Source organism: Oceanobacillus salinisoli (assembly GCF_009733865.1).
Taxonomy (GTDB): domain Bacteria; phylum Bacillota; class Bacilli; order Bacillales; family Amphibacillaceae; genus Oceanobacillus; species Oceanobacillus salinisoli.
Genome location: NZ_WOFB01000002.1, coordinates 291,016 through 313,574, shown reverse-complemented (window position 1 = coordinate 313,574; position 22,559 = coordinate 291,016). Strand labels below are relative to the sequence as shown.

General features: G+C 38.2%; 19 protein-coding genes and 1 pseudogene. 9 read left to right on the top strand and 11 right to left on the bottom strand.

Annotated elements, in window-relative coordinates; all coding sequences use genetic code 11:
* Positions 1 to 2: 2 nt before the first annotated feature.
* From GMJ66_RS03315 to GMJ66_RS03295, 5 genes are all read right to left on the bottom strand, one after another.
* On the bottom strand, positions 3 to 791 hold the full coding sequence (locus GMJ66_RS03315; protein WP_156288914.1) for a 2-keto-4-pentenoate hydratase: 789 nt from the start codon (positions 789 to 791) through the stop codon (positions 3 to 5).
* Between the two features lie 555 nt (positions 792 to 1,346).
* Complete coding sequence (gene dmpG, locus GMJ66_RS03310; RefSeq protein ID WP_156288913.1) at positions 1,347 to 2,366, bottom strand: 4-hydroxy-2-oxovalerate aldolase; 1,020 nt, start codon at positions 2,364 to 2,366, stop codon at positions 1,347 to 1,349.
* Positions 2,367 to 2,387: 21 nt separating this feature from the next.
* Positions 2,388 to 3,272, bottom strand: a complete 885-nt coding sequence (locus tag GMJ66_RS03305) for an acetaldehyde dehydrogenase (acetylating) (RefSeq protein WP_156288912.1) — start codon at positions 3,270 to 3,272, stop codon at positions 2,388 to 2,390.
* A 16-nt stretch (positions 3,273 to 3,288) separates the two neighbouring features.
* Positions 3,289 to 4,086 carry a 2-keto-4-pentenoate hydratase gene (locus GMJ66_RS03300; protein ID WP_156288911.1) on the bottom strand — a complete coding sequence of 266 codons (798 nt, stop codon included), beginning with the start codon at positions 4,084 to 4,086 and terminating at the stop codon, positions 3,289 to 3,291.
* 10 nt (positions 4,087 to 4,096) lie between these two features.
* Positions 4,097 to 5,560, bottom strand: coding sequence for an aldehyde dehydrogenase (locus tag GMJ66_RS03295; protein ID WP_156288910.1), 1,464 nt, complete (start codon positions 5,558 to 5,560; stop codon positions 4,097 to 4,099).
* A gap of 316 nt (positions 5,561 to 5,876) precedes the next feature.
* Here GMJ66_RS03295 and GMJ66_RS03290 point away from each other — a divergent pair, with 316 nt between their 5' ends.
* Together GMJ66_RS03290 and GMJ66_RS03285 are read left to right on the top strand one after the other, a co-directional pair.
* Entirely contained in the window at positions 5,877 to 6,665 is a 789-nt protein-coding gene (locus tag GMJ66_RS03290; RefSeq protein ID WP_156288909.1) for an IclR family transcriptional regulator, read from the top strand.
* Between the two features lie 697 nt (positions 6,666 to 7,362).
* The gene (locus tag GMJ66_RS03285) at positions 7,363 to 7,719 is read left to right on the top strand and encodes a DUF2512 family protein (protein ID WP_156288908.1); all 357 of its coding nucleotides are present in this window, start codon (positions 7,363 to 7,365) and stop codon (positions 7,717 to 7,719) included.
* Positions 7,720 to 7,892: 173 nt separating this feature from the next.
* Here the strand turns inward: GMJ66_RS03285 and guaC are convergent.
* The 3 genes and pseudogenes from guaC to GMJ66_RS03270 all read right to left on the bottom strand — a co-directional run bounded on the left by guaC (position 7,893) and on the right by GMJ66_RS03270 (position 12,459).
* Positions 7,893 to 8,874, bottom strand: a pseudogene (guaC, locus tag GMJ66_RS03280) (GMP reductase).
* 277 nt (positions 8,875 to 9,151) lie between these two features.
* A complete protein-coding gene (locus tag GMJ66_RS03275; RefSeq protein WP_156288907.1) occupies positions 9,152 to 9,514 on the bottom strand; it encodes a PilZ domain-containing protein in 363 nt (120 codons plus the stop codon).
* A gap of 80 nt (positions 9,515 to 9,594) precedes the next feature.
* Positions 9,595 to 12,459, bottom strand: coding sequence for a PAS domain S-box protein (locus GMJ66_RS03270; protein WP_197046586.1), 2,865 nt, complete (start codon positions 12,457 to 12,459; stop codon positions 9,595 to 9,597).
* Between the two features lie 296 nt (positions 12,460 to 12,755).
* Here GMJ66_RS03270 and GMJ66_RS03265 point away from each other — a divergent pair, with 296 nt between their 5' ends.
* From GMJ66_RS03265 to GMJ66_RS03240, 6 genes are all read left to right on the top strand, one after another.
* Positions 12,756 to 14,486, top strand: coding sequence for an ABC transporter ATP-binding protein (locus GMJ66_RS03265; RefSeq protein ID WP_156288905.1), 1,731 nt, complete (start codon positions 12,756 to 12,758; stop codon positions 14,484 to 14,486).
* On the top strand, positions 14,476 to 16,299 hold the full coding sequence (locus GMJ66_RS03260; protein ID WP_156288904.1) for an ABC transporter ATP-binding protein: 1,824 nt from the start codon (positions 14,476 to 14,478) through the stop codon (positions 16,297 to 16,299). The genes GMJ66_RS03265 and GMJ66_RS03260 overlap by 11 nt, the downstream gene beginning before the upstream one ends.
* 57 nt (positions 16,300 to 16,356) lie before the next feature.
* Positions 16,357 to 17,091, top strand: coding sequence for an alpha/beta hydrolase (locus GMJ66_RS03255; protein WP_156288903.1), 735 nt, complete (start codon positions 16,357 to 16,359; stop codon positions 17,089 to 17,091).
* Positions 17,092 to 17,195: 104 nt separating this feature from the next.
* Entirely contained in the window at positions 17,196 to 17,714 is a 519-nt protein-coding gene (locus GMJ66_RS03250; RefSeq protein ID WP_156288902.1) for a YjcG family protein, read from the top strand.
* Positions 17,711 to 18,133, top strand: a complete 423-nt coding sequence (locus GMJ66_RS03245; protein ID WP_156288901.1) for a GNAT family N-acetyltransferase — start codon at positions 17,711 to 17,713, stop codon at positions 18,131 to 18,133. Before GMJ66_RS03250 ends, GMJ66_RS03245 begins: the two co-directional genes overlap by 4 nt.
* 866 nt (positions 18,134 to 18,999) lie before the next feature.
* Positions 19,000 to 19,710: a DUF421 domain-containing protein gene (locus GMJ66_RS03240; protein ID WP_156289005.1), complete on the top strand. Its 711-nt coding sequence runs from the start codon at positions 19,000 to 19,002 to the stop codon at positions 19,708 to 19,710.
* Positions 19,711 to 19,725: 15 nt separating this feature from the next.
* Here GMJ66_RS03240 and GMJ66_RS03235 read toward each other — a convergent pair whose 3' ends face one another.
* Both GMJ66_RS03235 and GMJ66_RS03230 read right to left on the bottom strand, forming a co-directional pair.
* A complete protein-coding gene (locus GMJ66_RS03235; RefSeq protein WP_156288900.1) occupies positions 19,726 to 19,956 on the bottom strand; it encodes a hypothetical protein in 231 nt (76 codons plus the stop codon).
* A gap of 110 nt (positions 19,957 to 20,066) precedes the next feature.
* The gene (locus GMJ66_RS03230; RefSeq protein WP_156288899.1) at positions 20,067 to 20,273 is read right to left on the bottom strand and encodes a hypothetical protein; all 207 of its coding nucleotides are present in this window, start codon (positions 20,271 to 20,273) and stop codon (positions 20,067 to 20,069) included.
* Positions 20,274 to 20,544: 271 nt separating this feature from the next.
* Between GMJ66_RS03230 and GMJ66_RS03225 the strand changes: the two genes are divergently transcribed.
* Positions 20,545 to 21,030: a CotY/CotZ family spore coat protein gene (locus GMJ66_RS03225; RefSeq protein WP_156288898.1), complete on the top strand. Its 486-nt coding sequence runs from the start codon at positions 20,545 to 20,547 to the stop codon at positions 21,028 to 21,030.
* Positions 21,031 to 21,997: 967 nt separating this feature from the next.
* Here the strand turns inward: GMJ66_RS03225 and GMJ66_RS03220 are convergent.
* Positions 21,998 to 22,468 carry a CotO family spore coat protein gene (locus GMJ66_RS03220; RefSeq protein WP_197046585.1) on the bottom strand — a complete coding sequence of 157 codons (471 nt, stop codon included), beginning with the start codon at positions 22,466 to 22,468 and terminating at the stop codon, positions 21,998 to 22,000.
* Positions 22,469 to 22,559: the final 91 nt, after the last annotated feature.

Below are 22,559 nucleotides of genomic sequence, written 5' to 3'. Positions count from 1 at the left end.
ATTTATTCTTTAACGAAAAACGAAATATCTCCTAGGCCACCATACTTAGCACTGACATAATCTCCAGGGGATAATCGTACTGCTGCTGTAATACCACCAGTTAAAATCGGCTGACCTGCTTTCACCTTTTCCCCTTTTTTAGCCAGCATGTTAGCAAGTCTTGCAACAGAGTTAGCTGGATGGCCAAGAACTGCGGCACCTGCACCTAAAGCCTGAATTTCACCATTAATCGATAAGGTAACACCGACTACATCCAATTCTAATGATTCCGGTCTTTTAAGGTTCGTTCCAAATACTGCACCAGCTGCTGAGGTGTTATCCGCTATAACGTCTGGTAATGTGAAATTGAAATTTTCGTAACGGCTATCAATAATTTCAATAGCCGGGAATACATACTCAGTCGAGCGTAAAACATCCAATGGCGTCACACCCGGTCCTTCCAAATCCCTTGATAAAATAAAACCAATTTCCGGCTCTACTTTCGGATGGATATAATCTGATATAGAGATAGAATCCCCTTCATTAATGACCATGTAATCAAATACATATCCATAGATTGGATCATCTACATTCATTTGTTTCATTTTCGCTTCACTTGTAATCCCCATTTTAGGACCAATGATTTTGCTACCTTTTTCTAACTTTTGTTTAATTAATTCTTCCTGTACCAAATAGGCTTCTTCAATCGTCAGCTCCGGATATAGCTCCGCAGTAATTTTTAAGATTTCCTGTTTCTCTTTTTCTGCATGATGTGTATAATTAGCAAGCTCTTTGATTAGATTTTTATCCATGTTCTTCCTCCTTTCCAATGTATAACTGTATATTCCTTTTGGCTGTTTTCTAAAAGATTATTACTTTTTGCAGGAATATTTTATTTCGCATTTTATATAGACTGTAAATATATTTAATTTGAGATAATACTACCGCTGCAGAAATACACTACGCTTTCCACGGGCGGCTGGTGAGCCTCCTCGTGCTGTCTTCTTTAGGGGTCTCACCGATGCCTCTTTTCCCGCAGGAGTCTCCGTGTATTTCCTCCGCTGGTTTGGTGCTTTTGGCTTTCTAGCATGTGATTATGCTATAAAATATAGTCTACCACTATTAAGATGGTTGATTGTAGCGGAGGGTAGTCGACTCCTGCTGGAATAGCACGTGTCTGAAGACCCCGCAGCGGTGGTTTTCCGCGAGGAGGCTGAAGCCGTGCCCGCGGAAAGCGACTGCCCGGAGCGGAAATCAACATAGCACCCATCCCATCAGACATTTATCCTTAATTAAGTTAGTTAGGAGTTTATATCAATTTTATAACAATACACCTTGCAAAAAGAGCTTTTTATAAACTCTAACCATCAAACGGTTGCTTTTGCCTTCGCAAGCTCAGCAGCAACGTCAATAATCATATCTTCTTGTCCGCCAACAATTTCTCTTCTGCCTAATTCTACTAAAATATCACGGGAGTCAACACCAAACTTCTCCGCTGCACGGTTGGAGTGCAGAAGAAAACTGGAGTATACGCCAGCATAACCTAACGTTAAACTGTCTTTGGTGATTTCTTGAGGTTTTGGCAGGATAGGTGCAACGATATCCTCTGCGATATCCATAATTTTGTATAGATCTACGCCAGTCTGAATTCCCATTTTATCCAGCACAGCTACCAATACTTCTGTTTGGGTATTTCCTGCACCAGCACCTAAGCAGCGGATACTTCCGTCGATTCTATTAGCCCCTTCCTCAATCGCAGCTAATGTATTAGCCATGGCAAGGGATAGATTGTTATGACCATGGAAACCGATATGAATAGATAACTCTTGACGAAGAGCCTTGATTCGTTCCGTCACTTGATGTGGAAGGAGGGCACCTGCAGAATCCACTACATAAACCGTATCCGCTCCATAATTTTCCATTAATTTGGCCTGTTCTACCAGTTTTTCCACTGGAGCCATATGACTCATCATTAAAAACCCGACCGTTTCCATGCCTAATTCTTTAGCTGTTTCAATATGCTGCTTCGATACATCTGCTTCCGTCACATGCGTTGCAACCCTTGCCATTTTTGCTCCAATACTAGCTGCTTCTTTCAAATCCTCAATTGTACCAATTCCAGGGAGTAACAGGACCGCAATCTTTGAAAAATCAGCAACAGAAACAGCCGATTCTATTAATTTTAACTCATCTGTTAAAGATAAACCGTATTGTAATGATGATCCTCCCAGTCCATCACCATGGGTAACCTCAATATATGGGACACGTGCCTCATTTAATGCTTTCGTAATTGCTGTTACCTGCTCTACCGTGTACTGGTGACTAATCGCATGACTTCCATCCCGCAATGCAACTTCCGTAATTTTTATTTCTTTTTGATTGGACATATGTATCCTCCCCTCCTGAACTTATTTGGCTGCTACATTTAATCGATTTTTTGCAAATTCCTCCGCTACCTTCACAGCTGCCGATGTCATAATATCAAGATTACCTGCATATTTTGGTAAGTAATGACCAGCCCCTTCCACTTCAAGGAACACAGTGACTTTATTTCCGTCAAAAATCGGTTCTGTACGTAGTTTATACCCAGGAACATAAGATTGGACCTTCTCTACCATTTCCACAACCGAATCAGTAATTGCCTTTTCGTCCACTTCTCCCTCTTCTACGATGGCATGAACCGTATCACGCATCATAATTGGAGGTTCAGCTGGATTTAAGATAATGATTGCCTTCCCTTTTTTCGCACCACCTACTTGCTCAATGCCTTTAGCAGTAGTTTCAGTGAATTCATCAATATTTGCCCTTGTTCCTGGACCAGCACTTTTACTTGCAATCGTCGCAACGATTTCTCCGTATTCAACCGCTGCAACTTTATTTATCGCATGGATAATCGGAATCGTCGCCTGACCACCACATGTAATTAAGTTGACATTATCCGCATCCAGGTGGGAACCTAAGTTCACCGTTGGAACAATAAAAGGACCAATTGCTGCTGGAGTTAAGTCCAGCATTTGCTTACCTAGCTTTTTGGCCACCTCTGCATTATGAATATGTGCCCCTGCACTTGTTGCATCAAATATAATATCAACTATGTCCGGTTGTTCTAATAAACCATCTACCCCGTTATCAAATACTTCCAGTCCTAAGTGTTTCGCATGCTGCATACCTCTTGAAGTCGGATCTATCCCCATCATCGTGGTTAATTCCAATGTATCCGATTTGGTTAATTTGACCATTAAATCGGACCCAATATTTCCAGAACCAATAATTCCTGCTTTAACTTTACTCATACCCATCCCTCCCTATTTATTCTTCTGTAAAACGAACTCGTACTTCACCTAATTCAGCAAATTTTGCGTAAAAATGGTCACCTGGTTTTGCTTCTATCATTGCGGATAAGGCACCTGATAAAATCACTTCCCCGGCTTTTAATATAATGTCATAGTTTGCTAGTTTATTCGCAAGCCATGCCACACATTTGGCAGGGTCTCCTAATGCAGCAGCACCAACACCCGTATTTTGAAGCTCCCCATTTTTATAAATCGCCATTCCAATTTGCTTGATATCAATATCAGTAACTTTTTTAGGGGTTCCACCGAGTACATATAATCCGGAAGATGCATTATCAGCTACAGTATCCTCAAGGGTAATCTTCCAATCCTTAATTCGACTATCGACAATTTCAAGAGCAGGTACAATTACATCTGTCGCCTGAAGAACATCAAAAGCGGTTACATTTGGTCCAGCTAGGTCTTCCTTTAAAATAAAAGCAAGTTCTCCCTCCACTTTAGGCTGAAGTACACGATTAAAGGAAATCTCCCCATTATTTTTCACTTCCATATTATCTAATAAATGTCCATAATCCGGTTCCGTAACACCTAACATTTCCTGTACTGCTTTTGACGTTAAACCAATTTTTTTTCCGGAAATTCGCTGACCGCTTTCAACGTACTCTCTAATGGTGTGTAATTGGACATAGTAAGCCTCATCTATAGAGAGGTCAGGATCCAACTCAGTTAATGGTTGGACCCCTTCCTGATTTCTCCAAGCATTTGCTAAATGTTTTGCATGGCTTTCTATTTTAGGTATGTTCTTCGTTACCATATAAATCCTCCTAGAGTTTAACAGTTACATTCGTTAATTCTGAATAGAAGTCAAAGCTGTGTGCTCCACCTTCACGACCGATACCACTGTGTTTCATTCCTCCAAATGGAGTACGAAGGTCACGCAAGAACCAAGTATTCACCCATACCATGCCTGCTTCAATTTCCGCAGATAAACGCGTTGCCCGTTTAATATCTGTCGTCCAAAGGCTTGCGCTTAGACCATAGTGAGTATCATTGACTTGCTCCATCACTTCTTCTTCCGTTTCAAAAGGAATAACCGTTACAACAGGTCCAAAAATTTCTTCACGCACACATCTGGACTCTCTTCCCAAGTCAGTAATGATGGTCGGTTCCACGAAATATCCTTTATCTACATCTGCAGCCTTCCCACCTGTTAGGAAAGTTCCCCCTTCTTCCTTAGCAATATCCAAATAGCTAAGTACTTTTTTATAGTGCTCTTCACTTACTAATGCACCAACATTTGTATCTTGTTCAAATGGGTCTCCCACTTTTAACTCTTTCGTTTTTGCTACAAACCGTTCTAAAAATTCATCATAAATTGAACGTTCCACATAAATTCTTGATCCGCACAAGCAAACTTCCCCTTGATTGATAAAGCTGGATTTCATCGTTGTTTCTATGACATCATCTAAATTTGCATCCCCAAAGATAATATTTGGGTTTTTACCACCTAATTCAAAGGACAATTTTTTCAACGTTGGGGCAGCCGATTTCATAATCGCAGTTCCAGTAACGGTTTCACCAGTAAAGGCAATGGCATCGACTTCTTCATGTGCAGTAATTGCAGCACCTGTTTCACCAAATCCATGTACCATATTAACAACACCATCAGGCACCCCTGCGTCTGTACAAATTTGTGCTAGGACTGTAGCTGTCATCGGCGTTACTTCCGATGGTTTCATGACAACGGTATTTCCTGCCGCAAGAGCTGGAGCCAATTTCCATGTCATCAATAATAATGGAAGATTCCATGGATTAATTAAACCTACCACACCAGTCGGACGGCGAACGGCATAATGAATGGCAATATCATCTTGCTGGTAGGACTCCGTTCCAACTGAAGTCATATAGTCGGCAAAGAAATGGAAATTATATGCAGCCCTTTCAATATCCACACTGTTGGATAACCATAATGGCTTCCCTGTATCCAATGTTTCAAGTGTTGCTAACTCCGGCTTTCTTTCTAAAATTAAATCGCCAATTTTGCGAATAATTGCGGAGCGTTTTCGAATTGGCATGTTTCCCCATTCACCTTTCAATGCTTTCCTTGCCACTTTAACCGCTTGATCCACTTCGTCCTTTCCACCTACTGCAACGGTTCCCAATACCTCTTCTGTAGCAGGATTAACATTCTCGAACGTTTTCCCATTTCCTGATGGTACATACTTTCCATCAATATAATGTGAGCAATCAATCGGTTTCACTTCTGTCTTAGTTTCTGTAGTTTGCATGTTACCTTCCTCCTTATGTGTATTTCCGGAAATGTATACACCATTTCCGGTATTTTACCTATAAAACAAGTATTTTCATGTAGACAAACTATTACTTAAACGCTGTTTACTCCAGCACATGTTCATTATAAGTAAGCTAAATAAATAAAAAAAGACGCCAGTTCCTCTATGTGGAACGAGAGGTAAAAAATATATAGAATTTATAGTATACTTATGAGTAAGCGTTAACAAATTAGTGTACTTATTGAATTACACCTGATAAAACACGCAATAAATATGTTCTTATATACAGAACATCACATAAGGAGGTAGAATCATGAAGAAAAAGAGTGGTGACCCACAAATACTTTCTTCTGTAAAAAATGCCCTGCGTATTCTTAAAAGCTTTTCAACTTTTGAACCTACAAAAAAAGTAAGTGAACTCGCAGAACAACTTGGTCTTGCAAAAAGCACTGTCAGTAGACTGCTTTCCACTTTAGCAAGTGAGGGCTTTGTCATTAAAGATGAGAAAACAAGCGAGTATCGCCTGGGGCTATCTGTCTTGACACTTGGCGGGATTGTCACCAATAACTTGGAAATTCATAATGAAGCTGCACCAGTTCTCTACAAGCTGGTTAATGATACTGGTGAAACAGCACACCTAGCGATTATGGACGGACTGGATACGATCTATATTCATAAAGAAGAATGCAATCACCCTGTACGCATACTAACTCACCTCGGAAGGAGAAACCCCTCCTATTGCACCAGTTCAGGGAAAGTTTTACTCGCTTTTAATGACAGCAGTATCGTAGAAGAGGTCATCGAAAAAGGTTTAGTTGCCTATACTGAAAATAGTATCACAGATCCAAACAGACTTCGAGAAGAACTGGAAACGATTCGGAAACAAGGATATGCAGTCAGTACGGAAGAGTTAACAGAAGGAACGAAATCCGTTGCTGCACCAATCAGGGACTATACTGGAAAAGTAGTCAGCGCCATTACTGTTGTTGGACCCATTCAACGCATGAAAGACTACAAAATCCCAGACATTGCTAAAAAAGTGATTAAGGCAGGTAAAGACGCTTCTGAACGTTTGGGTTATGATGAACGCTATTTCAGGTGATTGACAAAAATTAAGAGGTAATTATTTCTAGGAGAGGATGGGGCAGGATTTAGTTCTGCCTGTTTTTTTGTTCATACTGGAGAGAGAGTCCGAAATAACAGACATTTACACTTTCTTCAAAATCGGCTCTTTTCGCAGAGTTTGTTGTTATGAATTTATATAAACTCCTGACTAACTTTAAATGATGTAGGAGCACCAACTTACCGCTACGGAAATACACTACCTACTTCCGCGGGTGACCATAAAGAAGCAAAGATCAACCGTTGTACAAAATATCAACACAACGGCCGCACATATCAACCAGTGTATGCGGGATATCAACCATTAGAGGAAATTTATCACTCGTGTTTAGACTTTAGCAGCGCGAGCACTACTGAGTAATCTTTTTTTTCCCTTGCACCGAGGAAGCCTACTACGGAGCGTTAATAAAAAACTAGAGGCGCACCGGTTTTCCTTGATGAGCCTTTAGGTCGTCCCCACGAACCGTAAGTATTCTGCCTGAGCGAATAAAGTCCGCTATCATCATGAGAACAAGCGAGAGCATCACCATAGGAATTTTCATTAGTCAGGAGGGTATATTAAATTTAGAACAACATTGTAAGAGCAACATCTTTTAGATAACAGCCTTAAAATAAAAGCCTTTTTGTATTCTTTTTATTTTCTTGGAAAATACTACTCCTAAAAAGGAGGGTATATAATGACAGGTCTAATAATTAAAATCTTTGTCTGTCCTATTACCGTTTTCATCGCGTCTTTCTTATTCCCAAATGTGACATACGCTAATCTTTGGCAGCCTATAATTGTTGGTTTAATTCTCGCTGTAGCTGCTCATATGATGGAAATTTTCCTGTTAAAAGCGGATACCTTTTGGACTAGTACTCTTATGGACTTTGCCGCTGCTACTTTAATCGTTTATTTTGTTTCACTGTTTTTAGCTGGTGCAGAAGTAACTTTCTTTGGAGCCTTATTTACGGGACTTTTACTCGCTGTCACCGAGATTTTTCAGCATCGTTATTTAATAAATAGTGGTAGAACCCGTAAATCACCAGCATAGTTAGAAAACGAAGCATTCGCTCGTCTTTTAGAGAATGTGTTCGTTTTTCTTATACTAGGGACATTAAAATTTAAGGTAAACCGAACATACTTCTTGGATAATTTTCCTTACGTGAAAAAAAAAGCTAGGGTTCACATCCCTAGCTTCTGTTTTCTTAAGAAAATATTCTCTTTCTAATAAACCCTATCCCCATTAAAAATCGAATTCTTCACAACAACATAATCGACATTACGGATGGCTTTTATTTCTTTTCCTCCTGCATAAGAGATAGAAGATTGAAGATCCTGCTCCAATTCATCTAGTGTATCTTGCAATGATCCTTTGTAGTCCACAAACATCTTCTTTCCTTCTACATTTTTCTTTTCCCCTTTTTGAAATTCAGAGGCTGAACCGAAATATTCCTTATAAAGCTTGCCATCTTTCTCTTTTGTTTCTCCTGGAGACTCTTCATGACCAGCAAATAAAGACCCAATCATAACCATTGTTGCACCGAAGCGAATGGATTTTGCAATATCTCCGTGCGTACGGATTCCTCCATCAGCTATAATCGGCTTGGTTGCTGTCTTCGAACACCAGTGCAGTGCTGCTAACTGCCAACCGCCAGTACCGAAACCGGTTTTAATTTTTGTAATACAAACTTTTCCAGGTCCAATTCCAACTTTGGTTGCATCTGATCCAGCGTTTTCTAACTCTCTAACAGCTTCAGGTGTACCAACATTCCCTGCGATAACAAAGCTTTCCGGTAAGTGCTTCTTGATATGCTGAATCATCTCAATCACCGCATTGGAGTGTCCATGGGCAATATCAATCGTAATATACTCTGGGGATAGATTTTCTATAGCTAATTGTTCAATAAAACTATATTCTTCCTCTTTGACACCAACACTAATGGATGAATATAAGGTACGTTCATTCATATCTTTAATAAAATCGATTCGCTTCTCCGGCTGGAATCGATGCATTATATAAAAGTAGCCATTTTCAGCGATACGTTGCAATTCTTTCATCTATAATCGTCTGCATATTAGCAGGAACTACCGGTAATTTAAAAGTTCGTCCTCCAAGTGTTACTGTCGTATCACACTCAGAGCGGCTATTAACCACACATTTTGCGGGAATTAACTGAATATCTTCATAATCAAATACATTTTCCATGATATACACTCCCTAAAACACGGATATTTTAACATATTTCCCTTATTATCGTTCGCACATCAGATAATATACATCATATGTAAACGATTGTCAAAACGATATAGACGTTATTTTACGAATATGAGTTTTGTGGAATTTATGTGGTGGTAATTCCGATAGATTAAGCTCCAATTTCATCTAAAGCTAGTTCACTTTGTATCCAATGCGATATAAGACTTGCAAAAGTAATCATCTTTTAGAAAACAGCCTAAAAAAATGAACTAGGCATGCACCCAGTTCACTTATCCATTGCATTCTTTGAAAACAATTTAAGATGCTCAATTAGTTCCCGCCTATGATCCTCATCTATTTCAAGTTGTATTCCGTAATCAAATGTCACCCCTACTGGTTTCTTCCACATAACATTCCCAATCACATTAAATTCTTTACCGTTTAACTTAAAAGTAATCGTTATTTGAACAGGTTTACTTGGTAATTCCAGTTCTGAATTTAATTTTGCTCCTTCTGGGCTTACATCGATGATTTTTGCTTCACCTTTTGAAGAATCAATCATCTTGTTTTCTATTTTTAAAATTTTAAAAGATGCTGGTATAGGTATTCCGAAAGTATAACGAAAAGGCTCATCTCTTTTATACCTCATATTTTTGTACCTACTTTCATTAGCTTGATTAGTCTCCCATATACTATATTAATAAAATCACTCCAAGAATAATTTCTAAATTAGTAAATATCTGTAAATAGTGTATTCCCTCCGCGTTCTTTTGCTTTATACAAATTTTCATCCGCCTGCTTAAATATTTGGTCAGAATCGCGGCCACCCGTCGGATAGAAGGATATACCGATACTTGTTGTAATTTCTATTTCATGACCGCTTATTTGCATTGGTTTCCGTACATTCTCCAGTATTCTATTCCCTACTTCTATCGCATCCAGTTCACTCTTCAACTCTGGAAGAACTACAGTAAATTCGTCCCCTCCGACCCTTGAAACAGTATCCGTTTTGCGAATAGTTAACTTTACTCTGCGACCAAATTCCTTAATTACTTCATCACCCACGTCATGCCCCAATGTATCGTTAATATCCTTGAATTTGTCACAGTCCATCATCATCAATGCTGTCTGTTTTCCGGTGCGATCCGTCGTATACATTGCCTGTTCCAGTCGGTCATTAAACAATCGTCTGTTCGGTAATCCGGTGAGTTGATCATAAAAGGCCATTTTGGAAAGCTTTTCTTCTTTACGTTTATTTTCCGAGATGTCTTTACAGATTACGACTATCTTTTCAATTTCACCCTGTTCATTAACATTTGGAATAACATGGGAACGCATCCAGATGGAATAGCCCTCCTGATGCATTTGTCTTACTTCCATTTCAAAGTTTTCTTTCGTCTGCAGCATGTTAGTAAAGTGCCGCTCCACTACTTCTGTATCCTCTGGATGAATGGAATGTATATAAGGTTTTCCGATAATTTCTCTGACAGGATATCCTAAAATATGCTCCACTGTCGGCGAAGCATAAGTCACTCGTCTTTTCGAATCGAGTACTTTGATAATATCCGTGGAATTTTCGGCAATGATGCGGAATCTTTCTTCACTTTCTTTCATCGCCTGTTCGGCCCTTCTTTTTGCTGTTATATCCCTGACCAATACGAGTATGGACGTTCTTCCATGAATGGTGACCGGTACTTTTAGGGTCTCTGCATAAAAAGTTTCCCCATCGAGTGTAAGAAATTTCTCTTCACTCGGTTCAACCTCTTGTAATTGCTGTTCTGCCTCTTTCATTTGCTCTATAACGTGTTTCCTGTTTTTCGGATGAATAAAATCGGATAGACCTTTTCCAACAACCTGGTTTGAGTTTTTCGCATTTAGCAATTCCAAACCTTGTTGATTAACATAGTCCACCTTATCTTTATGGTAAATGAATATTGCTTCAGGAAGTGACTCTGCAATTTGTCGATACATCTCTTCCCTTTCTTTTATTTCTTCCAGTAATGCATTAGAATCTGTCACATCCCTATAGGTTGCAATTGCCAGCATATTTCCTTCCTGGATTGGGGTGTAGGTAACTTCTGCATCAAACTCTGTACCATCTTTGCGTTTTCGTTTTGTACTGGATACGATTGGGTTCCGGTCTTCACTGAGCCTCGATAATAGCGAATCCATCTGATTATTGAGATACTCTGGTTGAATATCGGATAGTGACATTTTTTTATTCGGTTCAGATTTCACGCCAAACATTTCTTCAAATCCTGGATTCGACCTAATAATGGAGCCATCATACCCAATCAGGCATATCGCATTTGTCGTATGTTTCCAGACAAGTTCAAACTCTTCCATTTCTTTTTTGATTTGCCGTTGTTCGTTTATCGTGTTTGTAATATCTCTGCCGGTAATTGACATCCCAATAATATGATCCGTTTCATCATAAATCGGGGAAAATGTAAGACTCATGTCCAGTAATTCTCCAGACTTCCGTTGTCTTTTCGCATGTAGATCCTGTATTTTCTTTCCTTGTAATACTTGATTTTGTATCTCATCCGTTTCTGTTTTTAGCCAGTCAGGTACGGTAAGCATTTCTTCCCCTAGTACTTCTTTTTCCGCGAAACCAAATAGATTTATAAATGCATCATTAACATATTGAACCTGATGGTTATTATCTATAATAACGATCGTATCGGTATTATCTTTCAGTAATGAATTATAAAAATTATTTTGCATTCTCATTTCTTCAAACAGCTTTTTCTCAGAAGTGATATCTGTAGCCATCCCATATACGCCTTTTATTTCTCCATTAATGATGTATGGAATATTTTGTACATAGACATGAATCTCATGGCCATCTTTATGGTAGATAGTCGTCTCATAATCCACAGTGTGTCCCTGAACGGCTAGTTGAAATTGCTCTTCTACTTCTTCTCGATCCCTTGGTACAACAATATTTGAGAAATGTTTCCCTATTAAATTTCCGCTTGAATATCCGGACATATTCTCAGTTGTCTGATTTACTTCCAGAAAATAACCACTTTTATTAAACATATATACGGCATTCTTATTGTGATCGACCAGCGAAGATAAGCGCTGTTCATTTTCCTCCAAACGCCTTTTCGATTGGATTAAGGTATCCCATTGCCTATTTTTTTCCGTAATATCCTTTACTACAGCGATGACATACTTTTGTTCCTGGAAAGAAAAAGGTGTTAGTGTCGTTTCCTGGATTACTTCTTCACCACTTTGCAGGATCATTTCATCTTCAAATCTGGTAACCTCATTAGACATGACAGCTTCCCGATAATGCTGTTCCATGTTCTCTGCACTTTCCTTAGACAATACATCCTCAAAAGTTTTTCCAAAGAGTGATTGGTCACTTTGCAGGATTTCAAGCCCTGCTTCGTTGGCATAAGAATAAACGTATTTTCCATCTCTGACTTCCATCACATAAATTATAAACTGTAACGATTGAAAGCCCGATAACAACAGCTGAATAAAATCATCGTCCTGATTATTTCCCTTAAAATTGATACGCTGTTTCACTTGTTCCACAAAATCCGTCTGTTTCCATTTATTAAAAATATCATCCATCGACATTTGCATTTCCCTTTCTGCATGCACTTGAAATATAATTAAATTCTTTTCCGTACACGTTAATTGGTACAATTTATTTTCGCGCATTTGGGTAGATAAAGCTATCACCTTGTGTTCTTATTATCGACCATTTTAATAGGAAGACAGTACTATTTTTAAGTTGAAACAAAGTAGAGCATATTAAACAGACAAATTAGATTTCCATTCATTTCGAAACACGAAATAAGAAACTGGATAAAATTGAATGATACTATTATAATAGTAGAAAAATTGTTTTTATTTTGTATTGGAGGTACATCGTGAGAAATGTCTTGTCTTTTTTAAAACCGTATAAACTCTCCGCAGGCATCGCACTATTTTTGATGCTCATAGAACTGGCGGTAGAACTTCTTCTTCCCTTTTTCCTCGGATTAATGATTAATGAAGGTGTGATGAATCAGGATTTAGAGAATATCACGATGTGGGGCAGCATGATGATTGTGCTAGCTTTCTTTTCCTTTTTGGCTGGTGTTCTTAATTCCTTTTATTCATCACATGTCAGTTTTTCTTATGGCTATGATCTTCGCCAAAAATTATTTGAAAAAATCCAGGATTTCTCGTTTAAAAATTTAAATCAGTACCCAACCTCTGCACTCGTTACTCGGTTTACAAATGATGTTCGCCAAGTGCAGAACACCGTATTTATGGGACTTCGAATTATGGCAAAAGCCCCTCTTACTGTAGTGGGCGGTGTGATTATGGCCTTTGTCGTTCACGCAAGACTTGCTCTTATTTTCTTCATTACAGTTCCATTGCTTATTTTTTTCTTATCGATTGTCCTTAAATTTGCAGGGAAAATGTTTATGAAGGTGCAAGGAAACGTAGACAATGTCAATCGTATCATGCAGGAAAACCTTGCTGGTATGCGACTGATTAAAGCATTTTTTCGCCGCAATTTTGAAGGAAGCCGATTTGAAAAAGCAAATCGCAATTTAGCGAATTCAACACGAAACACCTTTCGTTTTGTAGAAGCTTCCACACCTGTCTTATTTTTTGTTATGAACATGAGTTTGGTATTTATTATCTGGTTTGGTAACTCTCAAATCGTTGCTGGAAATACCAATGTCGGTGAAGTAGTAACCATTATTAACTATGCCCTTCGTGTATCCATGTCGATTTCAATGTTTTCCTTTATCATTATGGCGCTCTCCCGCACGAAAGCATCCGCAGACCGAATAAATGAAGTATTAACGGTTGATGTTGACATCGTTGATACAGCAGACCCGAAGAAAACGGTAACTGTACAAAATGGAAAAGTGGAATATGACCATGTATTTTTCCAATATCCAAATAGTAATGAGCCAGTATTGAAGAATATCTCCTTTACTTTACCTGCAGGGAGGAAGTTGGCGATGATAGGTGCAACTGGATCTGGAAAAACCTCTCTCTTCCAGTTGATGCCAAGGCTTTATGATACAACTGATGGCGAAATTTACATTGATGATCAGCCGATTCATTCCTACAGTTTTGAACAATTACGCGGTAGCATTGGTTTTGTACCGCAAAGTCCTTTATTATTTTCAGGTACCATTTTTGACAATATTGCCTGGGGGAAAAAAGGAGCTACATTGGAGGAAGTGATGCAAGCGGCAAAAGACGCGCAAATTCATGAAACGATTATGGAACTGCCTAATCAATATGAGACAAAGGTTGGTCAAAAAGGCGTCAATTTATCCGGCGGTCAAAAACAGCGAATTTCCATTGCCCGCGCACTTGTAAGAAAACCAAAAATATTAATGCTGGATGACAGTACAAGTGCACTGGATTTAGCAACAGAATCCCGTTTACTTGATGCCATTCGAAACTATCAATGCACTATTATTATCATTACGCAAAAGATATCAACCGCAAGCAAAGCAGATCAAATATTATTAATGGATGAAGGGGAAATCTTAGCATTAGGTACCCATGAAGAATTATTAATGACATCTGACTTGTATCAGCAAATTGTAGAATCACAGCTTGGAAAGGAGTATGCACATGTCAATTAGCGAAATAAAGGCACCTTTTCAGCATCAAAAAATTCCCCTTGACGACGTGGATATCGATTCTAAAATGCGTGCTAAAAACATGACTGGTACCCTAAAGCGAATTTGGTCCTATTTAGCCAGGGAAAAGGGAAGATTATTTCTTGTGTTGCTAGCTGTTGCTGTAACATCATGCTTGAGTTTACTTGGTCCTTATATGGTCGGAATGGCTATCGACGATTATATTGTGACTCGAGAAGTAGCTGGCCTCGGTTACCTGCTAGTTGGCTTGATTTTCATCTATCTTTTCCACTCTTTATCGATGTTTTTGCAAAGTTTCTGGATGATAGGCATTGCACAGAATACCGTCAAGGATTTACGCGAACACTTATTTAAGCAATTTCACCGTTTACCTATTTCCTATTTTGACAAAAGGCAGCACGGGGAGTTAATGAGTCGCCTTACAAATGATATTGATAATATCAATAATGTATTAAATTCCTCGGTAATCCAGATTTTCTCCAGTGTTCTAACACTAATCGGTACCGTCATTGTAATGTTGTTACTGAGTCCGATTTTAACTTTAGTAACGATGATCATCATTCCGATGATGTTTCTGGCCATGCGCTGGATTACTAGACGGACAGGACGTCTATATAAAATGCAGCAGCGCGACATTGGAGAAGTGAATGGATATGTAGAAGAAATTGTGTCAGGGCAGCATGTAGTAAAAACCTATACCCAAGAAGACCGGGTTATTCAAGAATTTAAAAAACGGAATAACAGCCTGAAAAACACAGGATTTTGGGCACAAACGATTGCCGGTTTCACACCAAAAGTGATGAATACCTTAAACTTTTTAAGCTTTGGAATGATTGCTTTCATTGGTGGAATGTTAACGATTAACACCGATCTTGTTACTGTAGGAGTCATCGTTATATTCACCGAATACGCCCGACAATTCACAAGACCGCTAAATGAACTATCAAACCAGTTCAATCTGCTCCTTTCCGCGATTGCTGGTGCAGAACGAGTATTTAACGTTCTGGATGAAGCAGAGGAAGAGATGGATGAAGAAAATGCCATAGAAATCTCCTCTATAAAGGGAAAAGTGAGCTTTCACAATGTATCTTTTGCCTACGAAGATACACCAATACTTCAAAATATTCATTTTGAAGTAAATCCAGGTGAATCGGTTGCCTTTGTCGGACATACTGGAGCAGGGAAAACTACGATAATCAACTTGCTCTCCCGCTTCTACAACTATGATAGCGGGAAGATCACCATAGATGGAACAGACATAAAAAGCATGAAACGTTCCAGTTTACGTCAGCATATGGCGTTTGTTTTACAGGATTCCTTTTTGTTTAAAGGAACAATCCGGGAAAATATTCGTTACGGTAAATTAAATGCAGCTGATGAAGAGATAATACGTGCAGCCAAGGATGCTAATGCCCATGATTTCATCCGTAAACTCCCAAAAGGATATGATACCATTTTGGATCAGGAAGGCTCTGGAATCAGTCAAGGACAAAGGCAGCTGCTCACAATTGCCAGAGCATTGCTGGATGAACCAACCATTCTCATTTTAGATGAAGCCACGAGCAATATTGATACGATTACGGAGTTAAAAATCCAGGATGCATTGAAACGCCTTATGAAAGGTCGTACTAGTTTTGTGATTGCACATCGTTTAAATACAGTTCAGGAAGCAAACAGGATTATTATGTTGGAACACGGTAAAATCATAGAACAGGGAAATCACGAAGAACTTATCCAGAAGAAAGGACATTATTATCAACTATACAAAGGTCAATTATTAGACGCCGCAAATTAGAATGTTTGCAGTAGACGTGATAGACTAAAAAAAAGCATAATATTTGGGGGCATCGATATGGTCAGAAAAGGCAAGATGATCAATAAAGAAATCAACAGTACGTATTTAAATGAAACAAAAGCTATAAAGATTTATCAACCGGAAAGCTTCTCTCCCCTTTATAAGTACAATATTTGCATCATGCAGGATGGCAACGACTTTTTTCAGATGGGAAGAGTGGCAACATTTAGTGATCGGCTGCATGAATCAGAAGAAATAACGAATACTGTTTTTGTCGGGATTCATTATAAAAATAGAAAGGATAGACGGAAAAAGTATCACCCAAATGGTGAGGAATTTGAAGCATATACAAAGTTTGTTGTAAATGAAGTCATCCCGCTTCTCGATGATCTTATTCCAACATTATTTCTCGGAAAATCCCGGGCATTAATGGGAGATTCCCTTGCTGGAACCTTTGCATTAGCCACAGCGCTTAAATACCCAAATACTTTTGGCAAAGTGATCATGCACTCACCTTATATAGATGCAACGATGTTAAAAATAGTGAAAGAGACCAATGCTGACCTCTCTTCTATTGATATTTATCATACGATTGGCACCAAGGAAGACGAAGCAGTATTATCAGATGGCAAAGTGGAGGATTTATTGACACCAAACCGCAAATTAAATAAACTCTTAACTGAAAAAGGAGCAAGTTACACGTACCATGAACTGGAAGATGGTAATCACACCTGGAAGTATTGGCAGCAAGATATGCCGCACACATTAAAAGCCATGTTTTCTGAAGAATAAATGTTTTGGTATAATAAGAACAAAACCCGGAGAAAAGGTAGCGTCACAATAAAACAGGTTTTAACCATATAGTTTAAACTATTTATTTGACAGGAGGATTTAAAATGAAATATGGGATTGCAATCTTTCCATCCAAATCCATTCAAGATGAAGCCAATTCATATCGAAAAAGATATGATCCACATTATTCACTGATTCCACCGCATATTACATTAAAGGAATCATTCGAAGCTGAAGACAAACTCATGGATGAACTTATTACAGAATTGAAGCATATCGCTAATGATACGAAGCCGTTTATGATTAATATTAACAAAGTAAGTACATTTGCACCTGTAACAAACACGATTTATTTTAAAATAGAACCGATTCAAGAGTTGGTTGACTTACATCAAAAAATGCATGAAGGAAAATTCGTTGACAATCGCAATCATACCTTTGTGCCGCATATTACGATTGCTCAAGATTTAATAGATGATGAATATTCTGATGTATTTGGAACATTAAAAATGAATAAATTTGAATTTGAAGATAAAATCGATCGTTTTCAATTGTTATATCAATTAGATAATGGATCTTGGACTGTATATGAAACGTTTGTCTTCGGAAAGGAAAAAGTATGAAAATAAAAGTAGTAGAAACACAGGAAGAACTTGAGCAAGCATACCAAGTACGAATGGTAGTCTTTGTAGAGGAGCAGAAAGTACCAGAAGAAGAAGAATTGGATGAGCATGATCAGACAGCAACCCATTTCGTTGGGTATGACGATGACAAAGCTGTTGCGGCAAGCCGTTTGCGTTTTGTTGATGAATATGGAAAACTGGAACGGATCTGCGTTTTAAAAGAAGCACGCGGTAAATCCTTTGGAAAAGAATTAATTCTTGCAATGGAAGAATTCATCAAAGATAAGGGCTATAACAAAGCCAAATTAAACGCTCAAACCCATGCAGAAGAATTTTACGCGAAACTGGGTTACGAAACCGTTTCAGGTGAGTTTATGGATGCAGGTATTCCACATGTAACGATGATAAAAGAATTTTAAATCCCTAGCGCCACAAGCTTTGTGTGCGCTTTTTTAAAATTCAGGAAAGATAAAATTTTAGCTGAGAAATGGATTTAACGCAGCAAAAAATTTTAACGTCAAAAGTAGAACAAAAATGCAAACACCTATTTATCGACGTACAGACTACTTCCTGCCAGTCAAGTGGTTCGGTGTTGCCACTCACAAGCGGAAGTTTTAAACGAAGGATCTGTTCGTAAGTTTTGTTGTGTTTTAACCTCGCAGTAGATATAAAGTGCGAACTAAGTGACTGCAACGTTGATTTCCGCTACGGGCAGTCGTGCACCTTAGGGCACGGCTTCAGCCTCCTCGCGGAAAATCGCCGCTGCCCAGGTCAAGACACGTGCTTTTCCCGCAGAAGTCAACTGCCCTCCGCTCCAATCAACCAGCTTAATAGTGATTAGCTATGCTAAAATTTAATTAGCTTAATTAAAATGCTAGGAAGATAAAAGCCCAAAACCAGCGGAGTTAAATACACGTAGACTCCTGCGGGAACAGTGACCAGAGTGATCCTCCTAGAGACGCGTGAGCACAGGGAGGCTCACGGGGCGCCCGCGGAAAGCGTAGTGTATTACTGTAGCGATGGTGATGTACCAACATCATTTAAAGTTAGTTTGCCGTTTATAGATTTTGTGTCATAAACAACAAATCTTTTCGGTGGGACGAGTAACCACCGTCACAATCTATACTTTCAATCGAATACATTTGCTAAAGGCGAACGAATGCTTAGATTGTCTAATATAGTAAAAAAGCATTAAATTAGCAATGATAGCCCACATCATAAATAATTGCATTTTTCCTGGGTAAACTAGCAATTGAATTGTTTGCATAAGGAGATACGTAAAATGATGAGTGATTATTTATCCATGTTCACCGAAACAGTTTTTGGCTTTTTTGCTTTATTCGTTATTACAAAAGTATTAGGAAAGACACAAATATCACAAATTACACCCTTTGATTTTATTTCTGCCCTTTTACTAGGAGAACTTGTGGGGAATGCATTATTTGATGAAAAAGCCGGTGTACCGGAAATCGCTTTTGTCGTTACCCTTTATGGAGTGTTAATGTATAGTTCTGAAATTATTACACAAAAGTTTAAACGAACCCGCGGGCTTATTGAAGGGTATCCTTCCGTAGTTATCCACAACGGAAAACTAATGCGAGATGTCATGAAAAAAAATAAATTAGATATCCATCAGCTGCAGCACTTATTACGTGAAAAAGACGTATTCTCTATTCAGGAAGTGGAGTTTGGTATTCTTGAATCAGATGGCACCCTATCTGTTTTAAGAAAATCGGATTATCAAACTCCAACCCGAAAAGACATGAAGTTATCTCCTCAGGAAGTGAAGTTACCAGTAACCCTTGTAAATGATGGAGAAATCATTTATGATAACTTGAAAGAAAAAAACCTGACGGAAGAATGGCTTCATGAAAAGCTAAAAGAACAGGGATACGAAAAGGTAGAAGAAGTATTTTATGTAGAATACACAAAAGGAGAAGAATTATTTATCCTGCCTTTTTTCAATCGAGACCATCAAAAATGGGATGTCCAATGAACATCCCATTTTTGATTAAATCGTTACATTAAAATAACGTCCTTTTTTTTCATCCAATAATTCCTGCGGCGATTGAGAGACAGTATTATTTAATCGTTCGTATTGATTTCTTATATCCTGATGCTGTTTTTCTAAAACAACTTTAAACGGCTTTTCCACAGCTTTGGTACTCAAGCGCTTGTTTTCGTTCACGCGTGTTTGATAGTCACTATATTGAGATTGATGAACCGGCAAAATATATCCCATCTCAAATCCCCCTTTTTTCTCTATCTCTTTTATCATATATATTCGTTTTAAAAATCAGAATATGTCCGTTCTATCTTATTATCTATGCCCCAATTTTAAGAAAATTAAACCTATTGCTCCATCTTTTTTTCCAATTCCTTTATTATTGCTTCCACCTTAGAAATCTTTTTCGTAAATTCTTCATTCCATTTTACTGCATCTTTTTCGAATGACTTCATTTTCTCTTCGGGACGCTGGAACCACTTCTCATTCTTCTCTAAATGCTTTTCAATAATTCTTAAATTTTTAAGCCACGGGTTCTCTTCGGGATTCTTCAATCTATGCACCCTTCCCCTTTTTCTTGTGATTTACAGTAGTTTATGTAATATGACGGACAAAGTGTAACCGGAAAAGCATGATTTTTGAAAAATGGTTGTTTGTTTCGTTTAACTTCCCAATTTACCTAGCAAATCAAGCTATTTGATAGGCTTTTGGATATCTTTCTGAAGGTTAATTTCCACAGAATATCAATAAATGCCCACACCATCAGCGTAGTCCCACATATTCTATTAGGGAAAGTTAACCAAATAATGAAAGGAGATATAAATCATGGGTTGTGGGAAAAAATTTGATTCAGGTAATTGTGTTGCAGACATTCTAAAAGATATAGTGGAAGCACAAGACGATATTGTTGAGAATTGTTGTGACACAAGTTGTGAACAATCAATTAGTGATTTATTGGGAGAAACTGATCCAACAACTGGTTTGGACACTGTACCAGTCATTCTATACTGTAAAGACTGCAAACCATTTAAAGGTTTCGGTGCTGAAAGAAAATTCAAGAATAATGAACTTGGTATCGGTGATATTGTAGCAAGCTTCATCTTCCGTGTTAAATCTGTAGATGAAGATAACTGTGCCGTACTTGAGCTATTGCTTTCAGATGGGGAAACTTGCGGCCATGGAGACTTAAAAGACCCAACAGATCAATCCACAAAAGACTTAGAAGCAACTGGAATTTGCATTACTGTTGACCTTGATTGCTTCTGCCATGTAACTTGCCTGCCAGCAATCAGCGTATTTAATAACGACTAATTTGTCATTTAAAAATTTGTTCATATAATTGTATAATTCTTATAGAGCTGCATCGTGACAGGAAACCAATGTTTAAAAACACCATTGAAAAGTGGCTATCCACTTTCATGGTGTTTTTTTTATTTTTAGCTATTTTGTGAAAGATTATTGCTTTTGCCACTAAACATATACTCGCCCTAGTATAGTGCACAGTTGCTTTCCGCGGGCTCATCGTCTTCGCCTTCCCGCAAGTGTCGACTGGGATTAGAAAAAATAATAGTATAATAGCACAAAAATAGCGAAGGAATATATGGAGTATGCTACGGGAAAAGAGTCATCTTACCTTTTCAATGATTCCTGATCTCAATTTGGTCACGTAGTACCTCTCTACGTGACCCTTTGATTGAAACCCGAGTTCATTCAGTCACGTAGCACCTCTCTACGTGACCCTTTAATTGAAACCCTAGTTCATGCAGTCACGTAGAACCTGTCTATGTGACTATTTAATTGAATTCCGAGTTCATTCGGTCACGTAGAACCTGTCTACGTGACCTTTTGATTGAATTCCGAATTCATTCGGTCACGTAGAACCTGTCTACGTGACCTTTTGATTGAATTCCGAATTCATTCGGTCACGTAGAACCTGTCTACGTGACCTTTTGATTGAATTCCGAATTCATTCGGTCACGTAGAACCTGTCTACGTGACCTTTTGATTAATTTCTGAATTCATTCGATCACGTAGAACCAGCCGCGCACGAGAACCGTAGTGTATTTCTGCAGCAGTAGATGTAACTCAAACATATCATCTAAATTACCTCAGAATTTACATCAACTACCAAAATTAAAAAGCACAAAATTTACGAACAGGCCTTATTTTTTACAAATGCTTGTTTGGATAAAAAATATATTCACGTTTTTTCAATACAACAAGGACACGGCCTTTACATCAGCAATCGCCCTATAACTAACTTAAATGAAATATTAATTTAAAATCCAAGTAATCGTACATCTTTAATTTCGTCAAAAGGAATTTGAAAGACTCTTTTTCCAATTTGCATTTCAACCTTATTATCTTTAAAGGAACTAATAATTCCTTTAAATGACTTTTTATCTGTTTTCACTTCACATCTCACCTTTGGAGCATATTGGGATGTGTTTGCAAAATGTTCAATTCGTTCCTTTATTGTCATGTCTTTAAACTGCTTCCGCTCTTGCTGTTCATTTTTCTCGTCTTTAGCTTCCTCTTCCATAGCAGACGCCTGTTTCAGTGGCTTTTTAGAAGCATATCTTTTCCTGGGAATCTCTTTCGTCGATTCTTCTGTACTGCTTTTTTCGTTAATATTATTTTCCCTTTTCTTAGGACTCATATAACGGTCCTGCATTGGTGCTTTCGGTTTGCTCGTTTTGGCCTGATGTATAAAAAGTAATGGGTCATTAGCAAATTTCCCTCTACCCATAACTATCTCTCCCTCCATAACAATTTACTAAAGTAGTATATGTACCTAATTATCGAAGTGTGTTATTTGCCCAGGAGGAATTTTATTATAA

Coding starts and splice junctions, on each gene's coding strand:
- GMJ66_RS03315 (WP_156288914.1), bottom strand. CDS start 791: ATGGATAAAAATCTAATCAAAGAGCTTGCTAATTATACACATCATGCA.
- dmpG (WP_156288913.1), bottom strand. CDS start 2,366: ATGTCCAATCAAAAAGAAATAAAAATTACGGAAGTTGCATTGCGGGAT.
- GMJ66_RS03305 (WP_156288912.1), bottom strand. CDS start 3,272: ATGAGTAAAGTTAAAGCAGGAATTATTGGTTCTGGAAATATTGGGTCC.
- GMJ66_RS03300 (WP_156288911.1), bottom strand. CDS start 4,086: ATGGTAACGAAGAACATACCTAAAATAGAAAGCCATGCAAAACATTTA.
- GMJ66_RS03295 (WP_156288910.1), bottom strand. CDS start 5,560: ATGCAAACTACAGAAACTAAGACAGAAGTGAAACCGATTGATTGCTCA.
- GMJ66_RS03290 (WP_156288909.1), top strand. CDS start 5,877: ATGAAGAAAAAGAGTGGTGACCCACAAATACTTTCTTCTGTAAAAAAT.
- GMJ66_RS03285 (WP_156288908.1), top strand. CDS start 7,363: ATGACAGGTCTAATAATTAAAATCTTTGTCTGTCCTATTACCGTTTTC.
- GMJ66_RS03275 (WP_156288907.1), bottom strand. CDS start 9,514: ATGAGGTATAAAAGAGATGAGCCTTTTCGTTATACTTTCGGAATACCT.
- GMJ66_RS03270 (WP_197046586.1), bottom strand. CDS start 12,459: ATGTCGATGGATGATATTTTTAATAAATGGAAACAGACGGATTTTGTG.
- GMJ66_RS03260 (WP_156288904.1), top strand. CDS start 14,476: ATGTCAATTAGCGAAATAAAGGCACCTTTTCAGCATCAAAAAATTCCC.
- GMJ66_RS03255 (WP_156288903.1), top strand. CDS start 16,357: ATGGTCAGAAAAGGCAAGATGATCAATAAAGAAATCAACAGTACGTAT.
- GMJ66_RS03250 (WP_156288902.1), top strand. CDS start 17,196: ATGAAATATGGGATTGCAATCTTTCCATCCAAATCCATTCAAGATGAA.
- GMJ66_RS03245 (WP_156288901.1), top strand. CDS start 17,711: ATGAAAATAAAAGTAGTAGAAACACAGGAAGAACTTGAGCAAGCATAC.
- GMJ66_RS03240 (WP_156289005.1), top strand. CDS start 19,000: ATGAGTGATTATTTATCCATGTTCACCGAAACAGTTTTTGGCTTTTTT.
- GMJ66_RS03235 (WP_156288900.1), bottom strand. CDS start 19,956: ATGGGATATATTTTGCCGGTTCATCAATCTCAATATAGTGACTATCAA.
- GMJ66_RS03225 (WP_156288898.1), top strand. CDS start 20,545: ATGGGTTGTGGGAAAAAATTTGATTCAGGTAATTGTGTTGCAGACATT.
- GMJ66_RS03220 (WP_197046585.1), bottom strand. CDS start 22,468: ATGGGTAGAGGGAAATTTGCTAATGACCCATTACTTTTTATACATCAG.